Genomic DNA, 25,375 nt, shown 5'->3' with positions numbered 1-25,375 from the left:
TCCAGGGACGAAAACGCGATGGCAAAGTACAACGAAAAAGAGCTGGCGGATACGAGCAAGTTTTTAAGTTTTGTCCTCCGACACAAACCGGAGGCGATTGGTATCGTACTGGACCGTGAAGGATGGGCGGATATCGATAAGCTCATACTTTGTGCCCAAAAAGCGGGCAAGCGGTTAACCCGTGCATTGCTGGATACCGTGGTTGCCACCAGCGATAAAAAGCGTTTTAGTTATTCCAGTGATGGTAGGTGCATCCGCGCGGTTCAGGGGCATTCGACTTCGCAGGTCGCTATTTCCTTTGCCGAAAAAACACCGCCACAGTTTCTCTACCACGGTACGGCAAGCCGTTTCCTTGACGAGATAAAAAAACAGGGGCTGATTGCAGGTGAGCGTCACTACGTACATCTCTCTGCTGATGAAGCAACGGCACGCAAAGTGGGAGCAAGACACGGATCGCCGGTTATTTTAACCGTCAAAGCACAGGAAATGGCGAAACGAGGCCTCCCTTTCTGGCAAGCGGAAAACGGGGTCTGGCTGACATCAACGGTTGCGGTCGAATTTCTTGAGTGGTAAGGGAAACACTCCTCATGAAGTGACCACTTGCAGCTTAAATAATTGTACTGTGCTGATAAGCGCAGCAATAAACAACGCCGCCGCGCCGCAGAGAGTGGCGCCGGCAAGCGCCGATGTTCCATTGCCGAGCATACTGGTCAGCGCCGGGCCGAGGATTTGTCCAATGCCGTAAATGAGCGTCACAAAGCCTAAAAGATTGAGATTTCCCGGTACGCTCAGTTGGCGGGCGATAGTCATCACCAGAGATGTCGTGCCCATAAAGGTACCGCCAAAACCAAGACTGCTGATGATAAGCAAGAGAGGCGAGTCGCTGGCGAGAGTAAGCAGCACACAGATAGCCTGCACCAGCAAATTCGCCGTCAGGCAGGGCAAAGCCCCCCAACGTTTTGCTGCCCATAGCCAGCCAAAGCAACCAGGCACAATTGATAAGCCGACTAACGTCCAGAGATGGGCGGTTAACAATGGTGAGCCTGCATCTTTCGCCATGAGCGGCAGGTAAGTCGCGACGATGATATAACCAAATCCCGCCAGGCCGTACAGAATAGCCAGTAACCACCAGCTCATTATCTGTTGCTCCGTTTTTGCCAATGGCATTGGTGTGATGGCGTGTTTTTTCGAGGGCATTAAAAGCGTAAGTGCAATCAGCATCATGCCAGAAAGCGCCCCGGCGCCTTGCCATAACGTTTGCGAGGAGAGGTCAAAATGCAGGCCTGCCAGAACATATTCATTGCCCAGTGCGATGCCAATGCCAACGCCAGAAAACAAAGCTGCCAGCACAAAAGGATGGCGCGTGTGCTGCATAATCAGCATCGAACCAAAAATCAGCATACCGGCGCTGGCGACACCCGCCAGGACGCGAATCAATAACACCAGAATAAATGGCAGCAACCATGCCATTGCGAGGATCAACAACCCGCTCGCCAGGGCAGAAGCCAACAGAAATGGGCGCAGGCGCGATAGCTGGTGAAATGCGCCAAACGAAAATAGCAGACTGCCAGCCAGATACCCCGCATAGTTGCCGCTGGCAATCCACGAGAGCTGGCTAAATGAAAACGATCCTTCCGCCATCATGACGGGCAACATAGGCGTATAAAGGAAGCGGCCTAAACCCATACCTAAGGTCAGAACCAGCATCCCGAAAAGCGCGGTGCTGAAAGAAAAGCGTTCTACGGGATGCGAGGGCGAAGGCATGTTTAACCTTGTTTGTCATTTTTGTTGTTAACAAGTTAATAACAAAAAGGTGAAACATGCCAGCCTGTTAATGCGATGATTGAGGGGTAAAGCGATAAAAACGATTTGGTTCGCTAACGATATAAATATTACCTGAGGCATCCATCGCAACCCCTTCGGCCTGTTTGATGTTATGCGACAAACCTCTACTGCCTTTGGTTAGTGACATTTCACCTATAACCTCGCCAGCCAGCGTTACTTCCTGGAGTGCGCGAGATTCATGAGACAGCACCAGAAGCGTATTTTTTTGTTGGTTAAATTCTGCGCCGGACACATCATCTAAAGTAAATTGCCGTTGTAGTGCCTTGTCTTTGCTGATGTGCAATTCATTGCTACTTAACAGCCCGTTAACTTTGTAGACCTCAATCGGGTTTTTCTCTTTAAAAAACCAGAAAGTGTGATCCTGGCGAGAATAGGCCAATCCTTCAAAACCGCAATTGGTTGGGGATTCCTGCAGCGGGATTTTTATTTTTTTGAGGATTTTTACTTCCGAGTTTGGGGTCAGTGAAATCACATAAATGGCATAATCGCGCTCATCGCTAATGACAAACTGATTATCGCCAATGTATTCGATCGTCTCGAGATCCTTAACAAAATCCAGAGGAATTGTGCGGATCAAATCGCCATTGGTGGTCATTTCAACAATGGCGGCAGGTTTGTTGATAGTGCTAAAAAGAGTATTGCTTTGTGCCGACCAGGTCAGCGAAGAGATATTATTCGTTATGCCTGCAATTTCTTTGCCGTCAATGGTGGCGTGGTAATTCTGAAATGATGCTGCATGATTGCTTTTACGGGCGCAAGATTGCACGAAGAAAGTACACACTGCCACAATGACAAAAAGAATCACAATAACGAAGATGCGTTTACTTAACGAAATACTTTTTGTCACGGTAATCCCTTTAAGGCAAATCAATAAGATATCGAGAAGTATACGTAGCGATCTTAATGAATCCTTAACGCGGAGAAATCCCGTAATGTGCAATGCAGCGCCAGCCACCATCCTGCTGACAATAAACTGATTCCGTATGCCCAGGGATCACCCATTGAATTTCCTCGCCAGGCGGACAGGTCAGCCAAATGCATAACCCGCAGCCGCCGCGTAAATCACGGGGAATATCGCTGACGCGAAAAGTCATGCCCGCTGCCTGCAACGCCTTGCGGGTTTGTATGACGCCGACCGTGGAGTGAAATAAAAACAGATACTCTTTCATGCGCGTTTTCTCTGCCGCTGACCGATCACCGCCGCGCCAATTGCACCAGCGAATTGCGCATCAGGGTGAGTTTGTACCGGCATTCCCAGATGGCTTTCCAGCATGTGGGTAAACCTTTGACAGTGGCTAACGCCACCAGTAAACAGAATCGGCGCTTCACAGGAGAGACGAGCAATGAAATTGGCGCTCCGCCGCGCCATCGCGTTAATCACTCCGGCGAGAATCGCTTCTGGCGCTACGCCCGCAGAGCGCAGGCTGATCACTTCTGATTCAGCAAACACTGTGCACATACTCGTGATGGCGTGCGGTATGACATTTTCGGTAATGCTGTCGAGTTGCTCGACGCTGGTGCCAAGCGTGCGCGAGATCACCTCCAGGAAACGCCCGGTGCCCGCCGCGCATTTGTCATTCATCAGGAAATCGCACAGGTTACCGTCATCATCAAGCTGAATCACTTTGCTGTCCTGACCACCGATGTCGATTACTGCGCGCGTTGCTGGCGCAAGAAACCGTGCGCCCAGCCCGTGACAGGAGATTTCCGTCACCTGTTTATCGGCAAAATCCACCAGTTGCCGTCCGTAGCCGGTGAGCGTCAGAAACGGCGTTGTTTCTAACCCTTCGCGCAGAGTTTCCCAGGCTTCAGTAATTGCTGTTGCCGGGCGAAAGGGTGTTGGAACGAGGAAACGGCGCGTAATCACGCCGTCTGCCAGTAAGATCCCTTTGGTGGCGGTTGAGCCGGAATCAATGCCAATCGAATATGCCACTGCCACTCCTTACAGCATCTCAATAAAGGCCGCGACACGGGTGCTGAGCTGCCCGATATCTGAGGTGGAGTAGTCTGTTTCAATAGCGATATAAGGAATGTTGTGCTGATGACGCACATGACGTTTAATCGCCAGCGATTCCACCGCGTAGGTATGGCACGCCTGCAAAATCACATCAACTACGCCATCGACCTGATATTCTTCAACCATCTGGCTGAGCATTTGCAGGCGCTGATCGTTCGGCGAAACACAGGAGCAGCCAATCGCCAGATATTTATCCGCCAGCGCGTCGTAGACATCGCCCGTTTCTGCCACGCATTGCTCGGTCGCTTTCGCCCCGGTGCAGTTTTCATAACCGACAACCCAGCCGCCATTCTCTTCAATTGCGCGCACCACTTTCTCTGCTGCGCCGCCAATTGGGCAGCCGGTGATTAAAATGCGCGGACGCGGGTCCAGTCGCTGGCCTTCTTCCCACTGCTGACGAACGCGGGCGGTCATTGCATCCAGTTCATTGATCAACGCCTCTTTATCGAACCGGAAGGTTGCGCCGTAGACTACTTTCAGAATGTCGCTGCCGCTAAGCGCCGGAGGATTTAACTGCCCCAAATGATAAAAGTTGGCCAGTGCGCGACGTTCGCGGTTTTTCAGCACAATGGCATCGCGTAGAGCATCTTCGCTAATCTCGTGCCCAAAACGTTCTTCTACCGTTTTATGCAAGCGCAGCATCTCGGCTTTCCATAACGCGCGTGAGGCATCGTCCTTAACGCTGTTTGGCAGTTGCATCACATGAACGGGCTTAAATTCCGCCATGTATTCATACATTTTCTTTTTGCCGTCGCAGGTGGTTTCACCGACCACCAGATCAGAAAAGTAGAAGTAGGGGCATTTATCGGTTTTGCCGAAGCCGTAGCTGCTTTTAATCAGCGGGCAGAGATTGCGCGGCAGGTCTTTTTCCGCTTCTTCAATGGTTTCATCAGAGGTGGAACAGAGTGAAACCACAACCGCACCGGCTGCCATTGGGATCTCTTGCGGCATAAAAGTACAGTAGGTACCAACCAGCGGAATGCCGCGCTCCTTGAGATCCATGACGGTGAGAAAGCCTTTCTGGCGAGCTTCAGAGAACTGATCGAAAATGGCGGGTAGATCGGTGACAAGTGACATGATTTTCCTTCCCCGTACCACGGGAGATAATGAAAAGAAGCCACATTATTACCATTCTTTTAGTGCGGTTTATTTGATCTCTCTCGCGGTTAGCCACTTAGTTTTTCATGGATTTCTAAAAATTGCCGAGGGGGAACAAAGCCGGGAGCTGCGACAGCAAATACAAAATCAGCCCAATACATCCGCCAACCAGCGTACCGTTAACACGAATAAACTGCAGATCTTTGCCGATATTTAATTCTATTTGCCGCGACATATCCCGCGCATCCCAGCTTTTTACCGTATCGCTGATGTGGCGCGTCAGGAATGCGGAAAACTCAGGCGCGACGTGGTGCGCGGCTTGTTCAAGATGACCATTTAACGACGCCCGCAAGGCATCATCGGCAATTAACGTTTCGCCAAACCATTGACCCGCTCGTGCGATGCGTTCTTTCACACGAGAATCTTCACTGTTGATATCCGCTTTCAGCCATTCCCGTAAATCCCCCCACAATTCACTGAGATAGCGGTTAAAAGCTTCATCTTCTTTCAGATAGCTTTTTACGGCATCGGTTCGCGCTGCCATTTCAGGATCGTTTTTCAGCTTGTCGATCAGGGCAAAGGTGGCGCGATCAAACGCATGGCGGATCTGATGCGCACGATCGCGACTAATATCATCAAGCAAAGAATTCACCGCGTCAGAAACCAACTCCGCGCTATGTTCGCCCAGCCATTCAGTGGGCAAAATTTTGGCTTTCAGTGGATGCTCACTCTCCAGCCAGCGAACAATCTGCTGGGCGATAAACTTGCGCGATTTATCGCGCTGGAGAAGGGCGATCAACTGTGCGATCAGCGTATCCAGCAGCACCTGATGACGATCGTTTTTGGTCATACTCTCCAGCATCAACGCACTGGTGCCGGAAAGATCGACCTTATCAATCGCCCGATGGACTGCGCGCTTAAGCAGGCGCTGAATACGCGCATCATCGGTCAGTTCAAGAAAACCACTCATGATCTGCAACAGATGCTGACCAACGCGGCGGGCGTTTTCTGGCTGACTAAACCAGTTGCCAATCAACAACGCCGGTTCGTGACGTCGAATCAATGCCACCAGCGATTGGGTATCGAGAAATTTTTCCTGCACGAACTGACCGAGATTTTCGCCAATCCGGTCTTTATTACGCGGGATAATCGCCGTATGACGAGAAATGATCGGAATCGGCACGCGGCGAAACAGCGCCACCACCGCAAACCAGTCCGCCAGCGCGCCGACCATCGCCGCTTCAGCAATCGCCTTCACGCCGCTCACCCAAAAATTGGGTGGCAAAAACAGCGTAACGACAAAGGTAGCAGCGGCGATAAGCAGTAAAGAGAGCGCCAACATTTTGGCGCGTCTGAGTTCAATGAGTTTATTCATAACGTTAAGAATAGAGCCTGACGGCAGGATCGCGCAAAAATCACCGCTCCTCCGCCAGCTCGGCAGCCTGATGCTGGCGCACGCGATTGAGCAATCCCGCCAGGGTGAAAACGACGATAACGCCCGCTACGACGGCTAACAGATGAAACGGCAAGCGACCGCCGTTAAACCACAGCCAGCGGCCGATTTCGACCGAGACAGACATCACCATCAGGATCACCATATTCAGTGATGCGGAGACGGTCCCTTTCGGTAAGTTATTGGAAAACAGCGTAAAGCGGAATAAGGTCGGGAAGATTAAACCAATCCCGAAAGCATACAGACTGGTGCCGAGCACCGACCACTGCCAGACGTGTGGCGACAGCAAATTGCCGACAATCAACAGTGCGAGGCCGGCCAGTTGAATGGGCACGGCACGCCAGATAAACCGCGGTTCGGTCGGATCTTTGATAAATCGCGCCACGATGGTGTTGGCGACAATCACCGCGCCGAATACCGGAACCTGCGTCCAGGCGAACTGCGAAGTTGTTAAGCCGCCCGCATCGATCAGGATCACCGGCGAGACAGCCACCCAGCTCATCATTGGGATATAGCTGAGGGCGATGGTTGCCGCGCCAAAGAGGAACAGCCGGTTGCAAAAGACATTGCGAAAATCGCGCAAGACGCTTTTGGCGCTAAACGGAACCGCGCCGCGCTTCACCGTCTCTGGCATCGCCAGCAGCAAGCCGACAAATGAGATAAAACCCATAACCGCAATGATGGCAAAAAGGACTTTCCAGTGCACAAAGTGCATCAGAGCTGCGCCGGAAAGCGGGCCAATAATCGGCGCAATCAGTACGATGGAGGTGATAATCGCCATCAACTTGATCCCTTTTGTCTGTCCGAACGCCTCCTGCACCGTGACATAACCAACGGTGGCAATAAAACAGATACTGGTGCCCTGAATTGCACGCGCGATAAGAAATTGTGTCATTGACGTGGTGAACATTGTCGCGGCGCAGGCAAGGGTAAAAATTAACGCCCCGGTAATCAGCACCGGCCTGCGGCCAATCCTGTCGGAAAGCGGCCCCAGCAGCCACTGCAATGCCATGCCTCCAGCGAGATAGAGACTGACGGCAGCCGGGGCCAGACTGACATCGGCATTAAAATCACGGACCACATTAATGATCCCTGGCTGGATCAGGTCCGTCGACAGATACGCAGCAAAGTCATACAAAATCAACGCCATCGGGAAAAACAGCGTGGCGGCATGGCGGGCAAAAAAACGTGGCATAACAAACAACTCCTTGTCCGGAGAATCCCAATGGGGAAAACGAAATTCAATACCGTCGGTAATGACGAAAGGCAGGCGAGACGGGCAAATGTACTGAATTTCATGTAATCAACCACACTGCCTGTGAACATACAGACAGAGAAATACCTTCTGACTCCAGGTCAGAATGTATAACGATTACAAATAGTCATCAGCACATTACACCTCTTGAATTGATGGGTTGCATAGAAAATATACACCTTAAGTGTAATTAAAATTTGCGGTTAATCAAAAGAGTGCGGTGGAAAGGGGAATATCTGCCGGGTACAGGAAATGTAAAATGCGAGCCTGTTTCCGGAAAAATGTATCGTTTGCAGAGGAACAAAAATAGCCTGGAAAGCACCTCGGGGAACGAGAAATTGCCGGGTGAGAATGGTTTTGTTAGTCGCTACAGTCGGGCCATCTTATCTACAGGTGACGGATCGCCATGACAAACTTCACGACCAGCACGCCGCATGACGCATTATTTAAATCTTTTCTCACCCACCCTGACACCGCGCGGGATTTTATGGAGATCCACTTACCCAAAGATTTACGTGAACTGTGCGATCTCGACAGCTTAAAACTGGAATACGCCAGCTTTGTCGATGAAAAATTGCGGGCGCTACATTCCGATATTCTGTGGTCGGTAAAGACCCGCGAAGGAGATGGCTATATTTATGTGGTGATTGAACATCAGAGCCGCGAGGATATCCATATGGCCTTTCGCCTGATGCGATATTCCATGGCGGTGATGCAGCGCCATATCGAGCATGATAAACGCCGGCCGCTACCGCTGGTCATCCCGATGCTGTTTTATCACGGTAGCCGTAGTCCTTACCCCTGGTCTTTGTGCTGGCTGGATGAATTTGCCGACCCGGCTACCGCACGGAAGCTTTATACCGCAGCGTTCCCGCTGGTGGATGTCACTGTCGTGCCAGACGACGAGATTGTGCAGCATCGCAGAGTCGCCCTGCTGGAGTTGATCCAAAAGCATATTCGCCAGCGCGATCTAATGGGGCTTATTGATCAACTGGCAGTATTACTGGTTACAGGGTGCGCTAATGACAGCCAGATAACCGCGCTGTTAAATTACATTTTACTGACTGGCGATGAAGCGCGTTTTAATGAGTTTATCAGCGAACTTATCCGTCGAATGCCACAACACAGGGAGCGAATAATGACGATTGCAGAGCGAATTCATAATGATGGATGGCTGTTGGGAAGGGAGAGGGGGAGGAAAGAAGGGAAAGAAGAAGGGGAAAAGAGCCTCCTCCGATTGTTGTTGCAGAATGGGGCGGATCCTGAATGGATACAACGATATACCGGACTTTCGGCAGAGCAAATGCAGGCATTAGATCAGCCCTTGCCTGAAAGCAAGCGCGATCCATGGATCGAGTACTAATCAGAGACTGATGACAAACGCAAAGCAGCCTGATGCGCTACGCTTATCAGGTCTACATAACCCATTAAATATATTTAACTTTAAAGATTTTGTAGACCTGGTAAGGCGTTCACATCGCATCCGGTATGAACAAAGCGCACTTTGCCTAAGCCATGCTGGAACGTGGCGATTACCCTGCAAAGATAAAACGAGTCACACTCTATTCGTGAGAGTAAATCAGGCGCTTCGCCACTATGTCGAATTTATTCCATTGCCCGATACACGGCCTCGCCAATTTGCTTCAGTGCTTCGCGATAGGTTTCGCTGAGCGGCAAAGCGCAGTTGGTGCGCAGACAATTACGGTATTTGCCGGAAGCCGAGAAAATCGAGCCTGCCGCCACCTGGATTTTCATGCGGCACAGCTGCCGCGCGACGCAGACCATATCGACCTGTTCAGGCAATTCTATCCACAGTAAAAATCCGCCTTTCGGGCGCGTAATACAGATTTCGCAGGGAAAATATTCCCGTATCCAGCAGGTATAAAGTGCCAGATTGCGCTGATAGATCTGCCGCATCCGCCGGATATGGCGATGATAGTGACCTTCCAGCACAAACGTTGCCGCCGCCATTTGCGTGGACGGCACATTAAAGCTGCTGATGGCATATTTCATATGCAGCAGTTTATCGTGATAGCGCCCCGGTGCGACCCAGCCCACGCGCAGGCCAGGTGCAATACTTTTACTGAACGAGCCGCACAGCAGCACTCGCCCGTCGATATCCCAGGAATGAATGGTCCGCGGGCGCGGATACTCCGTTGCCAGTTCACCGTAGACATCATCTTCAAAAATCACAATATCATGACGCTGAGCGAGAGAGAGAACGGCCCGTTTGCGCGCGTCCGGCATAATAAATCCCAGCGGATTATTACAGTTTGGCACCAGAATGATGCCTTTAATCGGCCACTGCTCCAGCGCCAGTTCCAGCGCTTCAACGCTGATGCCTGTTTCTGGATCGGTTGGGATTTCAATCACTTTCACGCCCATGCCACGCAGCATCTGCATCGAACCGTAATAACAGGGGGATTCGACCGCGACAATATCGCCCGGTTTACACACCGCCATTAACGCCAGCGACATCGAGTTATGGCAGCCGCTGGTAATGATGATGTCATCGGCGGTGACTACCGAGCCGCTGTCGAGCATCAGGCGGGCAATCTGCTCTCGCAACACTCGCTGACCGGCTAACAAGTCATAACCGAGAACGGTTTGCAGATTATGCTGCACCACCCGGCTTAGCTCCCGCCACAGCGGTTTCAGGCTGGGCGTTTCGACATCCGGCGTGCTTTTGCTTAACGGAACAATGGAACTGTCGCTATGCGCCTCCAGCATATCCAGTACCTGATCCCACTGGGTAATTTCCACCGGGCGCTGCACCGGACGCGTCATCGGCGGCACTGGCGGCTGGGCTTTACGTTGTGCGACAAAATACCCCGAACGCGGCTGCGGAGTGATGAGCTTCATCGTTTCCAGCGTCTGGTACGCCTGCTGCACGGTGCTGATGCTGACGCCGTGCTCCTGACTTAAGCTGCGCACCGACGGCAATTTCTCCCCGTGACGATACAGCCCCTGCTCAATCCGCTCGGCAAGTAGAGTCGCCAGATGTTGATAACGCGTCATGCTGTATTCCTTATTTGGACCATACAGAGAGAAAAACCGGTACAGATGAGGCTAAAAAACCGGATGCAGATGCTGTTTTAATCTGTCTGTATGTTAAATAAAACTAATATTTGCATCTGTATTGTGAACTGCCAGAAGACGGATGATGAAGCCTCTGAAAGATGAGGAGGCAGCAGATGGAATTTTACGAAAACAAAGCCAAAACGCCGTTTATCAGACTTGTGCAACTCTGGCAGGCGGTGAGGCGTTGGCGGCGGCAAATGCAGACCCGACGAGTGTTACAGCAGATGAGTGATGAGCGGTTGAGGGATATTGGGTTACGCAGGGAGGATGTGGAGTGAGGGGGAAAATTCCCCTTCCCGTGTGGGGAAGGGGAGAGAAACTTAGCGTGGCGTTTTGCTACTAATCACCCCAATAAACTCCTGCACCTGCCTTTGTTTACGCACCGACAGTTTGCACACCTGGCGCAGTGACTGCATCAGTTCGCTCTCTTCGATGGCGGGTGGTTGGGCGGTGAGGACAATACAGCCTTCCATCACTTTGACATCTACCGCCGTGCCGGTGGCAAAACCGGCGGTTTCCAGCCACTGACCTTTCAGGGTGATGGCGGGAATACGGCTGTAATCCGGGTAGCGGCTCGCATAACTCACGGTTAATTGACGGTTATTTGCCGGGGAGACTTCTGCTTCAAACGGTAGTGCAATAGAATGCGTGTCAGTCATAACTGCTATTCCCTATAAATAGTGATTGTGATGAGCGGTGCGGGTGTGCGCCAACACATCCGCATCGCGCTAAATACCTGGATATATCATCAGTAAATATGGGAAAAGTCCAGCTAAAAATAGAAAATAATAAAAGCATTACTGGAAAGATCTGGAAGGGAAATTAACGTTAATTCAGAATGGCCGGATAACAAAGTGTATCCGGCCTTCATAATTAATTTAAAGAACTCATATGGTGTTCTTTAAAATTCTCTGCCTGTGCCAGCACACCCATATAAACATCATCATTCGCTACTGGCGGGAACTTATGCTTGTGTAGAAGCAGAATAAGTTCAACTTTCAGTTTCGCTTTAATATCATCGCGTTTACTCCAGTCAGGATATTTAGATGTGTTGTCAACCACGCTTTTCATCTCTTTTGCCAGTGACAGCATTTTTTCATCGTCATAGGTGAACTGATATTTATCGCGCATATGAGCAAGAATGTCGAAAAAGGCTTTTTCTTCAATATCAATGCCTAAATCGGCCCAGGTGCCCATTTCGGTTTTAATATCATAGATAATATCGGTCATTTCCTGACTGAATGTATCGAATTCTTCACCGTTGAGTACATCATCTTCTCGCCGCTCATTATAACGATCTATAATCGCCTGGAAGCGGCGGGTGAAGTTAATCCCTTGCAACTGGTTCACTTTCTTGAAGTCGCTGATCGCTTTTTCCAGTAATTTTTGTAATAACTGGATCTTCGTTGCCGGAAGTTTGATCTTGTTAATTCGCGCCAGATAATCTTCGTCAAAAATATCGATGGATTCCGCTTTTTTATCGCCAAGAAAATAAATTTCTTCTACGCCATCAGCTTTTAACGCTTCTGCAATCATTTCACGAACGCGTGCATTCATCTGGGTAACATCCGGTGCGTCACCTTTCGTCAGTTTGAAAACAATTGAACGAACAGCAAGATAATAGTGAATATAGTCACGTTCTGTCTGTGATAATGCTTCGCTGCCGCAGCAGACGTCGTAGGCGGCTTTCATGCGTTTAACCAGTCCCATAAAACGACGTTCAACTTTCTGGGTACGCAGAACAAATTCCGCCGCGCGGTTGAGGCAGGATAATTGCGCTTGTGGCTCACCACTAAAATAATCCCGACTGTCAAATTCGTAAAAGACTTGCCCCAACAAATCGAGATGGTTTTTAACTTCTATTACCGATTGCTGAATATCTTCAAAGTTGGTGGCATCAATGCGGGAATACATTGCCAGTGCCTGGTTCATCTGACTTTTAATGCCGATGTAGTCCACCACTAACCCTTTACTTTTGCCTTCCAGTTTACGGTTAACGCGAGAAATAGTCTGGATAAGATTATGTTTTTGTAAGGGTTTATCAATATAGATGGTATCCAGTTCCGGGACGTCGAAACCGGTCAGCCACATATCAACAACAATGGCAATTTTGAAATTCGATTTAGCGTTTTTGAACTGCTTATCCAGCTCTTTGCGATATTCTTTTGTGCCCAGTAAATCATAAAGCGCCTCGTCGTCATCTTTACCGCGCGTCATGACCATCTTCACCATTTCTGAAGGCGGTAACTCTTTCTGCTCCTGTTCCGTCAGGACGACGCCATCGGGTGCTTGCTTCACTTCAAACCAGGCAGGGCGAATAGCTTTAAGCTGACGGTAGAAATCCCAGGCAATTTCACGGCTGGCACAAACAAACATGGCTTTGCCTTTTACGGTGGAACCTTCGGCTACGCGTTTTTCATAATGTTTGGCAAAATCTTCTGCGAGGGCTTTTAACCGATCTTCATCACCCAGAACCGCATTCATGGTGGCGGTGGCTTTTTTGCTTTCGTCGATTTGCCACTCATTGGTGCCTGCGTTTGCGCACTCTTCGTAATACTTTTCGACTTCTTCCAGTTTGCTGGAGTCCAGGATCACTTTAGCCGCACGGCCTTCGTACACGATGCGTACAGTGATTTCATCCTGAACGGATTCGGTCATGGTGTAACTGTCGATCACCTCACCGAAGACATCGAGCGTCGCGTCAATCGGTGTGCCGGTAAAGCCAACATAGGTGGCGTTTGGCAGTGAATCGTGCAGGTATTTCGCAAAGCCATACGTTTTGCGCACTTTTCCGCTTTCTTTATCAACGATGACTTTCTGGTCGAGGTTAACCTGGCTACGATGTGCTTCGTCCGAGATGCAAATGATATTGTTGCGTTCAGAAAGGAGTTCGGTGTCTTCGGTGAATTTATGGATCGTTGTCAGAAAGACTCCGCCACTATTGCGTCCTGCCAGTTGATTACGCAAATCTTCACGGCTGGTAACGGGAACGATGGTGTCGTCGCCAATGTAATTTTTGGCGTTGCACATTTGCGCAGAAAGCTGATCGTCCAGATCGGTGCGGTCGGTGATCAAAACAATGGTCGGGCTGGCAAACTCCACGCTCTTCATCAAAAGACGCGTTAAAAATTGCATGGTGTAACTTTTACCACAGCCCGTTGCGCCAAAGTAAGTGCCGCCTTTACCGCTACCGAAAGGTTTACGCGCTTGCTTGATGCTGTAATAGAGTTTGCGGGCGGCATAGTACTGCGGATATCGGCAGCAAATTTTTACTTCGTGCTTGGCTTTATCCGGGAAGCAGATAAAGTTTTTAATCACATCCAGCAGACGTACCGGATGAAACAGCCCCTGAATCATTGAGTGCAATGATGGAATTCCGTCCTGTTCACGGTTTTCATTACCGGTGACTTTGCGCCATGAGTAAAAGTATTCATAGGGCGCAAACAGGTTGCCCATCCGGTTATTTACGCCATCGCTAATAATGCAGAGCGCGTTGTAGATAAACAGTTGCGGAATATCCCGGCGATAGCGTTTACAGAGCTGCTTCCAGGCATCGCCAATACTGGCTTCCTGCTCGCGCACCGCACTTTTAAATTCAAAGACGACCAATGGCAGACCATTGATATAGAGAATGCCGTCAGGAATACGAGTCTGATTATCTTTGCCGGAGATTTTAAGCTGGTTAACAATCTTAATCCGGTTAAGCGGCGGATTCATATAGGAAGGCGGGAGTTCCGCCGCCTGTTGCAACGGGACATCTTCGGCGTCAAATATCTGGCGCAGTGCGGCAGGTAGATGCCGGGTGTCGAGCAATTCAATATAGAGATCTTTTTGTTGCCGATCGTCGCGTTTGAACAGAAAACCATTTGCCAGCCAGCGACAAAATGTTTTGTTGCTTTCATAAAGATCGGAGGCCGGAAGCGTGGTGAACTGTTTGATCAGTCGCTGAATCTCTTCTTCAGTAATGCCATCAGGCTGGTAGCGTGCCGCTAAATAATGACGGAGATCGTCTTCGATAATGACCTGATCGAGGCTCGAACGTGGGACATTATCGCCGATCAGGTGTTGATATCCCTGATCCTGTAACAGTTCAATGATCGCTTGTTCTAATTTTGCTTCACTGAAAGAGAGACTCATATCGCGCTCCAACCCTGGCTAATTTCTGGTAAGCATTCCCGTATCAGTAGAAAACCTTACCAGAAAGCCCCTGATTTTACAGGGGCAAAATGCGTTATGCGGCTTCTGTATCGGTGGTGAGATCCGGAAGATCTTCCAGGGATAGCTCGCCGGAGATGAGTTTCGGGAGCAAGGTGCCTCGGAGGTTGGTGAGATATTCGTTTTGAATTAATGAGTTATTCATCATCTCTCTGAAATTGCTTGTTAATTCATCAAATTTCTCAATTATATTTATTGATGGAATAATTAGAGGTAATGTACAAATATCATCAGGTTTTATAGCAGGATATGCTCCACCATCAGCAATTCTCGCTAGTTCTTCTATATTTTTATCATAGGTCACAAAGTAATAAATGAAATTTTTATATATCGTCTTTTGGGCTCTAATAACGGCAAAGCCTGTGCTACCCGTTAGACCATCAACATGTACATATGCAAATGATCTGTTAGCAGGTCTGACAAGGCCAAAAATCAGATCATCTTTTTTTAATATTCTTCGAGCTCGACTTGGAGCATCATTAAATGATAATTTTTCAATTGAGTATATTCTGCCATCTTTCGCATTAGAGAGATCTACATAATTGATATAATCTGGTTGATTTTTATTAGTCCACGATGTGGAGTTTATAAAAGCTATCTCTGGAAGCGTCCCTTCTTTCCACCCCTTTGGCACCCAACCCAACTCCGTTTCTTCAAATTCACTTGGGAAAAGCGAGCGAATTTCCGCCGGAAGCGGTTTAAAATCTGCACTATTACGTACTTTTTGACGCAATTTGGCGCGAGTTTGCAGGGCTTCCGGGATTGGATTTCCTGCATCCAGAGCGTTATCAATCACTGGATCAAAATCCACAAACCAGGATTTGAACAGGGTTTGGGACATTTGTTCCAAGGTTTGGTTCATGGATGAAAGTGTTGTGATTTTGTCATCAAAAGCTTTGAGACTCTTGACTATTAAATCTTGAACATTTAGCGAAGGAGCAGATATTTCTACATTCGCTAGATCATTGATGGTTATTTGGCTTTGAGCAGAACCGCTATCAAGATATCGTAAATTACTCTGTAGAAACAGATAATAAAAATATTCTTTTCTTACTTTTGTTTCATCCAAATTTATTTTAATGGACAAATTTGTTAAATAACAATCTCTAGTCGTTATTTTAACATCGCCAGTTCCACCAACACCTCGGGCAACAACAATTAACTCACCTGCCGAAGTATTTTTTTCAGGGTAGCTTTCTGTGTATTTATATCCTGAAAAAATGACATAGTCACCTGTACCAACAAACTCCTTTTTAGGCATTTTTCCGTATGAAAATTCAGCTATATCACCTAAGCGATATATACACCACTTACTCCCCATAACCCAGCGCCTCCAGATTCTGGCGAATCGCACGATCCAGTTCTTCCGCCTGCTTCATCTGCTCAAACAACGTCTTCGACAATTCACGCATTTTGGTCTCAAATGCCACGCCGTCTTCTTCCTGCTCGGCTGCACCCACATAGCGGCCCGGTGTCAGAACGTAGTCGTTATCTTTAATATCTTGCAGGGTCGCAACTTTGCAGAAGCCTGCCTGGTCTTCATATTTTTCCAGCTTGCTGTCACCACGCGCAATCCGTGCAGCCAGTTCTTCCGGCGTGCTGCGCCAGGCATGGTAGGTATCGGCGATTGTGGCAATATCTTCCGCCGTTAACTCTTTAGTTGTGCGGCTAATCATGGTGCCGAGGTTACGCGCATCAATAAACAGCGTCTCGCCCTGACGATCACGATAACCTTTGGCCGGGTCGGCAGCCTTCGATTTGGTCATAAACCATAAACACACCGGGATCTGCGTGGTGTAGAACAACTGTCCAGGTAGGGCGATCATGCAGTCAATCAGATCATTTTCGATCATCTGTGCACGGATCTCGCCTTCACCGCTGGTGTTAGAACTCATCGAACCGTTTGCCAGCACAAAACCTGCTGTGCCGTTAGCCGACAGCTTGGAGAGCATATGCAAAATCCAGCCGTAGTTGGCGTTACCGGTTGGCGGCATACGATAACCGGCAAAGCGTGGATCTTCGGTTAATTCGGCTTCATTGCGCCAGTCTTTCAGGTTGAACGGCGGGTTCGCCAGAATGTAGTCGGCTTTCAGGTCCGGGTGCTGGTCGCTAAAGAAAGTGTTTGCCGGGCGTTCGCCGAGGTTAGCTGAAAGACCGCGAATGGCGAGGTTCATTTTTGCCAGTTTATACGTCGTGGCTGTCAGTTCCTGACCATACAGCGCGATATCACGGCTTTTACCCTGATGGCTCTCGACGAACTTCACCGACTGCACGAACATCCCTGCCGAGCCGCAGCACGGGTCATAAATTTTGCCCTGGAAGGGTTCGAGCATTTCAGTTAACAGCGTGACCACACATTTGGGCGTGTAGAACTCTCCACCGCCTTTGCCTTCGGTTGCGGCAAACTTACCGAGGAAGTATTCGTAAACGCGTCCGACCAGGTCTTCTTTCGACAACGTTTCAACGTCAGTTTCGTGTGCCAGCGTTTCGATGTTGTCGATGGTATCAATCAGTGACGCCAGTTTTTTGGTTTCCAGATTCTGACGGCTGAAGTAGTTGTCTGGCAGCGCGCCTTTCAGGGTTGGGTTACGTTTCTCAATTGTCGAGAGGGCGGTGTCAATACGAACCGCAATATCGTCCTGTTTGGCATTTTGTTTGATAAACGACCAGCGCGCCTCTTCCGGCAGGTAGAAAATGTTGTCCTGCTGGTAGAACACTTCCATCTCAAGGAAGTCAGCTTGCCCATCGGCAATCATTTTTTTGCGGCGTGCTTCAAACTTATCGCTGATGAATTTCAGGAACACGAGGCTTAACACCACGTGCTTGTATTCGGAGGACTCAACGCTACCGCGAAGTTGGTTTGCGGTATCCCATAATGTTTCTTCAAAGCCTTTTTTTGCTTTGGCTTTTTTAGTTGGTGCTTTGGCCATGATGAACTCTGTTCAGATAAATTGGGTCGCTATTGTAATGGTTGAGGCGGCGGATTTCGCCCTTTAATCCATCTCCAGCTCATCAAACAACTGCAAATCCACATCCAGCAATTCCACTGCATTGCTGCGGCGAATGCCGACGTTATTTTCGATTAACAGTTCCAGTAAGCGATCGCCGTCGATAAGCGTAATGGGCGCGGCCCCCGGAAAGAGCGCCGCTTCTGCACATTTCGCTGCAAATTTCCCGGTGGTGATGAGCGTACCGCGAATGGCCTTGTGGTAAGGCAACGCTCCGCGCAACTGGTCGATATACGGTCGAGTGATGGTGTTCTGCATTCTTTTGACCTGCACCACTTCGGTAATAGTGGTGATGCCGACCTGCACCTGACCAATCACGTCCACACCTTTATCGCCTGAGGCTTTGGTCACTTCGACCTGCTCGTAGCCCATTGCTTCCAGTAATTGACCGACCAGTTGTTCAAATTTGTACGGGTTCATTGTGCTGATTTGTTCGCGCAGCAGCTCTTTTTGCTGCTCGTTGTAGCGTTTCACCGCTTCCAGCAGCTCTTTACGCGGATCGCTTTTTCGTGCTGGCAACGCTTTTCCAAGCCAGGCGCGTCCGGTATCGGTGATGCAATAGCTCATACCTTCGCGAGTAACCATGCCACGGTCAATAAGGTTATAGAGACGGGAGTAGAGCGTGCTTTTCACTGAACTTGCAGACGCGAATTTCGAATGCTGATGCAAAAAGGCCTGCCATTCCGGCAATAAATCGGCGCGGCGCGACATTTCTCGGCCAGCCAGCAGCTCAAGCAGTTGCAGAATGCCTTCCTGGTCATCCAGTGAACGCAGCGTTTTTTCGTCATCTTGCAGGAATTTTTGCCCGCGCGAGGTGGGCTGCCAGGTATCATCTGGCGTGCTTTCCATCAGCTCAAACTGGGGATAGTTGAGGAATAAGTAGCAGCCGTAGCTGTGGCGCGGGTTCAATATGTGATTATCTGTATCCCAAATACGACGGGCGATGTCGGCATCTTCGCCCGTTAAGCGTTCGCTGATCCACAGGTCAGGTTCCGACCAGTCAACGGGTTTTTGCGGCGTACCGGTTTGATCGCGAATGGCGGTAATCATATTGCGTACCGCTTTCAGGGAATAGCCTGAGACGGCTTTCATCATAGCTTTAACCTGTGCATAGGTAGGAAAAAGCGGGGTAATAACTTTATAGTTTTTCACGGTAATCCCTTAACGACAGCGAGGTGTTTAGTGTGCCATGTCAGGCGAGAAATTCTATTGGATGAATCAAGTCCAACTTACTCATTGTCAATTTCATGGTTGATTATCCAAAACGTGATGCTATTTCCAACATCAACGCTATAATTGCAGAATAATTGTAGATACATTTTTGTATATACAATTAGGGATGGCAACTATGCCAATGGAGTTTGAATGGGATGCAAACAAGGCCAAAAGTAATCGGGTGAAACATGGCATCCGCTTTGAAGATGCGGTGTTAGTGTTTGATGATCCACAACATTTGTCACAGCAAGATCGCATAGAAAACGGTGAGTATCGCTGGCAGACTATCGGCCTGGTTCACGGTATCGTGGTTATTCTGGTTGCGCATACCATCCGTTTCGAAAGCGGAAATGAAATTATTCGAATCATCAGTGCACGAAAAGCAGATCGTAAAGAGAGGAGCCGCTATGAGCATGGTTAAACATAAACGAGGGACACCCTCTACACTCGATGTGCAGCATGAGGCCGAACTGAAGGCACTGGCGAATAAATTCGACGAAGATATTGATTACAGTGATATCCCGCCTTCCAGCGATGAGCAATGGTCTAACGCAGAACGCGGTAAGTTTTATCGGCCATTGAAAACCCAGGCTTCGGTGCGTATTGATGCTGATGTGATGGAATGGCTGAAGCGACCTGGTAAAGGCTATCAAACTCGCCTGAACGCAATTTTACGTGAAGCGATGCTGCGCGATCAGAACAAAAAATAATTCAGGCCGCCACATGGCGGCCATCATCCATAATTACTTCCTCAACCCCGCAAACGCCGCCCGAATCTCTTCCTCCGGCAACTGAATCCCGATAAACACCATCGTGCTATGCGGTTTTTCATCGCCCCACGGGCGGTCCCAGTCGGCGCTGTAGAGGCGCTGGACGCCCTGGAACAGCAGGCGGTTAGGTTCGCCGTCAATCCACAGCATCCCTTTGTAACGCAGCAGTTTATCCGCCGATTCCAGCAGCAGGTTTTCCATCACCCGGGAAACTTCGCTGATATCTACCGGGTAATCCAGTTCCACCACAATCGACGAAATATCGTTTTGTTTATCCGCGATAAAGTGGAAACGCGGTTTGGTGCTGATGACGTTCTCTTCCAGCATAAAACCGTTGGTGTTGAACAGCAGGCCCAGGTCGATGTCGCCGTGGGTGACGGTGTAGACCGGTGCACGGGCGTTGATGCGCGCCAGGCGTTCACGCAGTTTTTCTGCTTCGCCTGCGACGTCGGTTTTAGTCAGCAGAATACGGTCGGCGTAGCCCACTTGTGACTGGGCGATGGTGAACTGGTTCATCTGCTCATCGGCATGTACCGCATCCACCAGCGCAATCACGCCGTCCAGCAGGTAACGCTGGCATAAAATCTCATGGGAGAAAAAGGTCTGAATAATCGGGCCGGGATCGGCCATGCCGGTGCATTCAATGACCAGACGGTCGAACTGAATATTGCCCTTGTCGAGATTATCCAGCAGGTCGAGTAGTGCGTCTTCCAGCTCGTTGGAGCGCGAACAGCAGATGCAGCCGTTGGTCAGCGTTTTGATCTGCGTGGCGCGGTCGCCAATCAGTTGATCATCAACGGAGACTTCGCCGAATTCGTTTTCAATCACGGCAATCTTGTAGCCGTGTTGTTCGTTAAGAATATGGCGCAGCAGGGTGGTTTTGCCTGCGCCTAAAAAACCGGTGAGTAGGGTAACTGCAATCGGGTTCATGCTCTCTCCATTAACAACAGCGCATACCGCCTTTACCATCGCCGCCGTAGCGCGCATTCTGGCGTTCGCGGAAGAATTCTTCATAGCTCATGTACGGCTTGTCGGGATGGTTGGTCTTCATATGCTCGACGTAGTTGTCGTAGTCTGGAATGCCAATCAACATCTTCGCCGCCTGGCCGAGATATTTTTTTGCCTGTCCTAAGTTACCAAACATAGTTCACTCTGATAAGAACAAAGCCCCGCCGAAGCGGGGCTAAACACGGTTAGTGGTGCGAAGAGATCTTCACGCCGCCTTCCGGGATTGGAACGTACGGTGTTTCTTTGTCAGTACGTTTGTCGCTGTTACGCACCGCAAGCCACGTTTTGAAACCGTAGAAGATGATGCTGTACACCACAATCAGGAACAGAATACTCAGGCCCGCGTTGGTGTAGTTGTTCACAACGATGTGGTTCATGTTGGCAATCTGCTGCGCCGTCAGGTCAGTACCGTTAGCAATCTTCTCTTTGTACTGGCTTGCCATGTAGAAGAAGCCTTCCATCTGCGGGTTGGTGCTGAACAGTTTCAGGCCCAGCGCCCAGGTGGTGCAGATAAGCAGCCATACAGCCGGAACAACAGTTACCCAGATGTATTGGGTGCGCTTCATCTTAATCAGCACAACGGTGCCCAGTACCAGCGCTACGGCTGCCAGCATCTGGTTGGAAATACCGAACAGCGGCCACAGGCTCTTAACGCCGCCCAGCGGATCGACCACGCCCTGATACAGCAGGTAGCCCCACAGACCCACACAGCCCGCAGTACCGATGATACCGGCAACCAGAGAGTCGGTTTTTTTCAGGAACGGGATGAAGTTACCCAGCAGGTCTTGCAGCATAAAGCGGCCAGAACGGGTACCCGCATCCAGCGCGGTCAGGATGAACAGTGCTTCGAACAGAATACCGAAGTGATACCAGAAGCCCATGTCAGCCATCGGCAGCACTTTGTGGAACACGTGAGCGATACCTACCGCCAGCGTCGGCGCACCACCTGCACGGTTCAGGACAGAAGGCTCACCAATGTCTTTCGCGGTTTGCAGGATCTGCTCTGGCGAAATCACGAAGCCCCAGGAGCTGACGGTCGCTGCCGCGTGTGCGGTAACGTCTTTCAGCTGCGCCATGATGATCGGCGCGTTCTCGCCACCCATTTCATGCAGGTTAGGCATGGTGATGCCAAGGCCAGCAGGCGGGGTGTTCATCGCGAAGTAAAGACCCGGTTCGATGATGGACGCAGCAACCAGCGCCATAATCGCCACGAAGGACTCCATCAGCATTGCGCCGTAGCCGATGAAACGCGCGTCGGTTTCATTAGCCAGCAGTTTTGGCGTCGTACCGGAAGAGATCAGCGCGTGGAAGCCAGATACCGCACCACAGGCGATGGTGATGAACAGGAACGGGAACAGAGCGCCTTTCCACAGCGGGCCAGTACCGTCAATGTACTGGGTCATGGCAGGCATTTTCAGTTCCGGGTTCAGCACCACGATACCCAGCGCCAGGCCGACGATAACGCCGATTTTCAGGAAGGTTGCCAGATAGTCGCGCGGTGCGAGGATCAGCCACACCGGCAGCAGTGCGGAAACAAACGCATAGCCAATCAGCGCGAAGGTAATGGTGGTGTCTTTAAAGGTCAGTGCCGGACCCCAGTACGGATCGTGAGCAATCACGCCACCGAAGTAGATAGAGGCAACCAGCAGCACGATACCAATGACAGAGACTTCACCCACACGCCCCGGACGAATAAAGCGCATGTAGATACCCATAAACAGCGCAATCGGTACGGTTGAGCAAACGGTGAAGACACCCCACGGACTTTCGGCCAGGGCTTTAACCACAATCAGCGCCAGGACGGCGAGGATGATGATCATGATTAAGAAACAGCCAAACAGCGCGATAGTCCCCGGTACTGGTCCCATCTCTTCTTTGATCATCTCACCAAGAGATGCGCCATTACGGCGAGAGGAGATAAACAGCACCATAAAGTCCTGAACCGCACCGGCCAGCACGACCCCCGCCAGCAGCCACAGCGTGCCAGGCAGGTAGCCCATCTGCGCGGCGAGAACCGGACCCACCAGCGGACCAGCACCGGCGATAGCGGCGAAGTGGTGACCAAACAACACGTAACGGTTGGTCGGAACGTAGTTCAGACCGTCGTTGTTAATAACCGCAGGCGTCGCGCGCGTGGGGTCGAGTTTCATCACCTTCTGGGCGATGTACAGACTGTAGTAGCGATACGCCACCAGATACACCGATACAGAGGCGACCACGATCCACAGGGCGCTGACGTGCTCCCCCCGACGTAATGCAACTACCGCGAGGCAGAATGCACCGATGATTCCGAGAATCACCCAGGGTATGTGCTTGAATATCTTTTTAGTATCCATAGTAAAACCTGGCATGTATTGATTAATAGTTGGCCGAAGCCGTTCTAGGTTTGCGTTGCGTTTGAGGAGGTAAATTGACCGCTATCCTGTAGTGATGTTGCCAGAGTTACGCGCGCGTAAAGTAAGGTAAATAACTGAGTGGTTATTTTAGGGATGTAAGCGGTCAGTTTTGCGGTTGAGCGGCAAAGGCGTCGTTTAAGTGACGATAAATATGTGATTCATATCACATATTTATATTGTGAATAATTTATGTAAATAATGGCTTTTTAAATTCAGAGTGTGAATAAAATTACTCGGCGTAATCTCCGCGGGATATTCATAAAGTTTTTCCTTTCCAGGCCGAAAATCTTGCATCGGTCCACAGGAAAGAGAAACCATGTTAAAACGTATCAAAATTGTGACCAGCTTACTGCTGGTTTTGGCCGTTTTTGGCCTTTTACAACTGACATCAGGCGGTCTGTTCTTTAATGCCTTAAAGAATGACAAAGAAAATTTCACTGTTTTACAAACCATTCGCCAGCAGCAATCCACGCTGAATGGCAGCTGGGTCGCGTTGTTGCAGACGCGTAACACCCTCAACCGCGCGGGTATCCGCTACATGATGGATCAGAATAATATTGGTAGCGGTTCAACCGTTGCTGAGCTGATGCAGAGTGCCAGTATTTCGCTGAAACAGGCGGAAAAAAACTGGGCGGATTACGAAGCGTTGCCGCGTGACCCGCGTCAGAGCACCGCCGCAGCGGCAGAGATCAAACGTAATTACGATATTTATCACAATGCGCTGGCGGAGCTGATCCAACTGTTAGGTGCAGGCAAAATCAACGAGTTCTTTGATCAGCCGACTCAGGGATATCAGGACGGTTTCGAGAAGCAGTATGTGGCTTACATGGAACAAAACGATCGGCTCCATGATATCGCCGTCAGCGATAACAATGCCTCCTACAGCCAGGCGATGTGGATTCTGGTGGGCGTGATGATCGTCGTACTGGCGGTCATCTTCGCCGTCTGGTTCGGTATTAAAGCCTCGCTGGTAGCGCCAATGAATCGCCTGATTGACAGCATTCGTCATATTGCAGGCGGCGATCTGGTGAAACCGATTGAGGTGGATGGCTCTAATGAGATGGGGCAACTGGCAGAGAGTTTGCGCCATATGCAGGGAGAGCTGATGCGTACCGTCGGTGATGTGCGCAACGGGGCCAATGCCATCTATAGCGGTGCCAGCGAAATCGCTACCGGCAATAACGATCTCTCTTCGCGCACCGAGCAACAGGCTGCTTCGCTGGAAGAGACGGCAGCCAGCATGGAGCAACTGACCGCAACGGTGAAACAGAACGCCGAGAATGCGCGCCAGGCCAGCCACCTGGCGTTAAGTGCTTCTGAAACGGCGCAACGCGGCGGCAAAGTGGTAGATAACGTGGTGCAGACTATGCGTGATATCTCCACCAGTTCGCAGAAAATCGCCGATATTATCAGCGTAATTGACGGCATTGCCTTCCAGACCAATATTCTGGCTTTGAACGCGGCGGTTGAAGCAGCGCGTGCGGGTGAGCAAGGACGTGGTTTTGCGGTGGTTGCGGGAGAAGTGCGTAATCTGGCCCAGCGTAGCGCCCAGGCGGCTCGTGAAATTAAAAGCCTGATTGAAGACTCGGTGGGGAAAGTGGATGTTGGCTCTACGCTGGTCGAAAGCGCCGGGGAAACAATGGCGGAGATTGTCAGTGCTGTGACCCGCGTGACGGACATTATGGGCGAAATTGCTTCTGCTTCTGATGAGCAGAGCCGTGGTATCGATCAGGTTGGCTTAGCGGTTGCTGAGATGGACCGGGTAACTCAACAGAACGCCGCGCTGGTGGAAGAATCTGCCGCCGCCGCCGCCGCGCTGGAAGAGCAGGCCAGTCGCCTGACCGAAGCAGTGGCAGTGTTCCGGATTCAGCAACAGCAGCAACAGCAGCGTGAAACATCGGCTGTGGTAAAAACCGTGATGCCAGCTGCGCCGCGTAAAATGGCCGTGGCAGATAGCGGTGAGAACTGGGAAACGTTTTAATCGCCATAAAAATGCCCGATAAGCAAAATGTTA

The 25,375-nt window shown here is 50.2% G+C and carries 22 protein-coding genes; 6 read left to right on the top strand and 16 right to left on the bottom strand.

Annotated features, from left to right (window positions below):
- Positions 1 to 18 precede the first annotated feature (18 nt).
- Positions 19 to 573 carry an RNA 2'-phosphotransferase gene (gene kptA / locus HBM92_RS20870; RefSeq protein WP_001151855.1) on the top strand — a complete coding sequence of 185 codons (555 nt, stop codon included), beginning with the start codon at positions 19 to 21 and terminating at the stop codon, positions 571 to 573.
- Positions 574 to 585: 12 nt separating this feature from the next.
- Here kptA and HBM92_RS20865 read toward each other — a convergent pair whose 3' ends face one another.
- The 7 genes from HBM92_RS20865 to mdtM form a co-directional block, all read right to left on the bottom strand.
- Positions 586 to 1,764, bottom strand: coding sequence for an MFS transporter (locus HBM92_RS20865; protein ID WP_001139959.1), 1,179 nt, complete (start codon positions 1,762 to 1,764; stop codon positions 586 to 588).
- Between the two features lie 67 nt (positions 1,765 to 1,831).
- Positions 1,832 to 2,692: an SdiA-regulated domain-containing protein gene (locus HBM92_RS20860; protein WP_001317601.1), complete on the bottom strand. Its 861-nt coding sequence runs from the start codon at positions 2,690 to 2,692 to the stop codon at positions 1,832 to 1,834.
- 64 nt (positions 2,693 to 2,756) lie between these two features.
- Positions 2,757 to 3,014 (bottom strand): DUF3343 domain-containing protein, encoded by a 258-nt coding sequence (locus HBM92_RS20855; RefSeq protein ID WP_000666413.1) that lies wholly within the window; start codon positions 3,012 to 3,014, stop codon positions 2,757 to 2,759.
- Positions 3,011 to 3,778, bottom strand: a complete 768-nt coding sequence (gene yjiL, locus HBM92_RS20850; RefSeq protein WP_001295740.1) for a putative 2-hydroxyacyl-CoA dehydratase activator YjiL — start codon at positions 3,776 to 3,778, stop codon at positions 3,011 to 3,013. Before yjiL ends, HBM92_RS20855 begins: the two co-directional genes overlap by 4 nt.
- 9 nt (positions 3,779 to 3,787) lie before the next feature.
- Positions 3,788 to 4,939 (bottom strand): double-cubane-cluster-containing anaerobic reductase, encoded by a 1,152-nt coding sequence (locus HBM92_RS20845; RefSeq protein ID WP_001295741.1) that lies wholly within the window; start codon positions 4,937 to 4,939, stop codon positions 3,788 to 3,790.
- Positions 4,940 to 5,054: 115 nt separating this feature from the next.
- The gene (locus HBM92_RS20840) at positions 5,055 to 6,335 is read right to left on the bottom strand and encodes a DUF445 domain-containing protein (protein WP_001037384.1); all 1,281 of its coding nucleotides are present in this window, start codon (positions 6,333 to 6,335) and stop codon (positions 5,055 to 5,057) included.
- Positions 6,336 to 6,375: 40 nt separating this feature from the next.
- A complete protein-coding gene (mdtM, locus tag HBM92_RS20835) occupies positions 6,376 to 7,608 on the bottom strand; it encodes a multidrug efflux MFS transporter MdtM (RefSeq protein ID WP_001137009.1) in 1,233 nt (410 codons plus the stop codon).
- Positions 7,609 to 8,074: 466 nt separating this feature from the next.
- Between mdtM and HBM92_RS20825 the strand changes: the two genes are divergently transcribed.
- Positions 8,075 to 9,031 carry an Rpn family recombination-promoting nuclease/putative transposase gene (locus HBM92_RS20825; protein ID WP_000181180.1) on the top strand — a complete coding sequence of 319 codons (957 nt, stop codon included), beginning with the start codon at positions 8,075 to 8,077 and terminating at the stop codon, positions 9,029 to 9,031.
- Positions 9,032 to 9,273: 242 nt separating this feature from the next.
- Here the strand turns inward: HBM92_RS20825 and HBM92_RS20820 are convergent, their stop codons facing one another.
- Positions 9,274 to 10,686, bottom strand: coding sequence for a PLP-dependent aminotransferase family protein (locus HBM92_RS20820; RefSeq protein ID WP_000199304.1), 1,413 nt, complete (start codon positions 10,684 to 10,686; stop codon positions 9,274 to 9,276).
- 176 nt (positions 10,687 to 10,862) lie between these two features.
- Here HBM92_RS20820 and HBM92_RS20815 point away from each other — a divergent pair, with 176 nt between their 5' ends.
- Positions 10,863 to 11,027 (top strand): DUF1127 domain-containing protein, encoded by a 165-nt coding sequence (locus HBM92_RS20815; RefSeq protein WP_000397910.1) that lies wholly within the window; start codon positions 10,863 to 10,865, stop codon positions 11,025 to 11,027.
- 42 nt (positions 11,028 to 11,069) lie between these two features.
- On the opposite strand, the gene symE is transcribed toward HBM92_RS20815, so the two are convergent.
- The 5 genes from symE to HBM92_RS20790 form a co-directional block, all read right to left on the bottom strand.
- Positions 11,070 to 11,408 (bottom strand): endoribonuclease SymE, encoded by a 339-nt coding sequence (gene symE / locus HBM92_RS20810; protein ID WP_000132599.1) that lies wholly within the window; start codon positions 11,406 to 11,408, stop codon positions 11,070 to 11,072.
- 214 nt (positions 11,409 to 11,622) lie between these two features.
- Positions 11,623 to 14,886, bottom strand: coding sequence for a type I restriction endonuclease subunit R (locus HBM92_RS20805; RefSeq protein WP_000058884.1), 3,264 nt, complete (start codon positions 14,884 to 14,886; stop codon positions 11,623 to 11,625).
- A gap of 94 nt (positions 14,887 to 14,980) precedes the next feature.
- Positions 14,981 to 16,285: a restriction endonuclease subunit S gene (locus HBM92_RS20800; RefSeq protein ID WP_000535012.1), complete on the bottom strand. Its 1,305-nt coding sequence runs from the start codon at positions 16,283 to 16,285 to the stop codon at positions 14,981 to 14,983.
- Entirely contained in the window at positions 16,275 to 17,894 is a 1,620-nt protein-coding gene (locus HBM92_RS20795) for a type I restriction-modification system subunit M (RefSeq protein WP_001029745.1), read from the bottom strand. The genes HBM92_RS20800 and HBM92_RS20795 overlap by 11 nt, the downstream gene beginning before the upstream one ends.
- 63 nt (positions 17,895 to 17,957) lie before the next feature.
- On the bottom strand, positions 17,958 to 19,124 hold the full coding sequence (locus HBM92_RS20790; RefSeq protein ID WP_000800831.1) for a restriction endonuclease: 1,167 nt from the start codon (positions 19,122 to 19,124) through the stop codon (positions 17,958 to 17,960).
- Between the two features lie 196 nt (positions 19,125 to 19,320).
- Here HBM92_RS20790 and HBM92_RS20785 point away from each other — a divergent pair, with 196 nt between their 5' ends.
- Both HBM92_RS20785 and HBM92_RS20780 read left to right on the top strand, forming a co-directional pair.
- Positions 19,321 to 19,608 (top strand): BrnT family toxin, encoded by a 288-nt coding sequence (locus tag HBM92_RS20785; RefSeq protein WP_001295743.1) that lies wholly within the window; start codon positions 19,321 to 19,323, stop codon positions 19,606 to 19,608.
- A complete protein-coding gene (locus HBM92_RS20780; RefSeq protein ID WP_000063148.1) occupies positions 19,595 to 19,897 on the top strand; it encodes a BrnA antitoxin family protein in 303 nt (100 codons plus the stop codon). The genes HBM92_RS20785 and HBM92_RS20780 overlap by 14 nt, the downstream gene beginning before the upstream one ends.
- A 33-nt stretch (positions 19,898 to 19,930) precedes the next feature.
- Here the strand turns inward: HBM92_RS20780 and yjiA are convergent, their stop codons facing one another.
- Genes yjiA through btsT form a run of 3 tightly spaced genes read right to left on the bottom strand, consistent with a single transcriptional unit; the run spans position 19,931 to position 23,301 of the window.
- Entirely contained in the window at positions 19,931 to 20,887 is a 957-nt protein-coding gene (gene yjiA / locus HBM92_RS20775; RefSeq protein WP_001295745.1) for a GTPase, read from the bottom strand.
- 10 nt (positions 20,888 to 20,897) lie between these two features.
- The gene (locus HBM92_RS20770) at positions 20,898 to 21,101 is read right to left on the bottom strand and encodes a YbdD/YjiX family protein (protein ID WP_000467859.1); all 204 of its coding nucleotides are present in this window, start codon (positions 21,099 to 21,101) and stop codon (positions 20,898 to 20,900) included.
- A gap of 49 nt (positions 21,102 to 21,150) precedes the next feature.
- Complete coding sequence (gene btsT, locus HBM92_RS20765) at positions 21,151 to 23,301, bottom strand: pyruvate/proton symporter BtsT (protein ID WP_001295524.1); 2,151 nt, start codon at positions 23,299 to 23,301, stop codon at positions 21,151 to 21,153.
- A 376-nt stretch (positions 23,302 to 23,677) separates the two neighbouring features.
- Here btsT and tsr point away from each other — a divergent pair, with 376 nt between their 5' ends.
- Positions 23,678 to 25,342 (top strand): methyl-accepting chemotaxis protein, encoded by a 1,665-nt coding sequence (gene tsr / locus HBM92_RS20760; RefSeq protein ID WP_000919544.1) that lies wholly within the window; start codon positions 23,678 to 23,680, stop codon positions 25,340 to 25,342.
- The last annotated feature ends 33 nt before the right edge of the window (positions 25,343 to 25,375 follow it).

This window comes from Escherichia sp. E.sYA108, assembly GCF_011754335.1.
Lineage (GTDB): Bacteria > Pseudomonadota > Gammaproteobacteria > Enterobacterales > Enterobacteriaceae > Escherichia > Escherichia coli.
The sequence above is the reverse complement of the archived record's forward strand: the minus strand, read 5'-3'. Positions and strand labels throughout refer to the sequence as shown.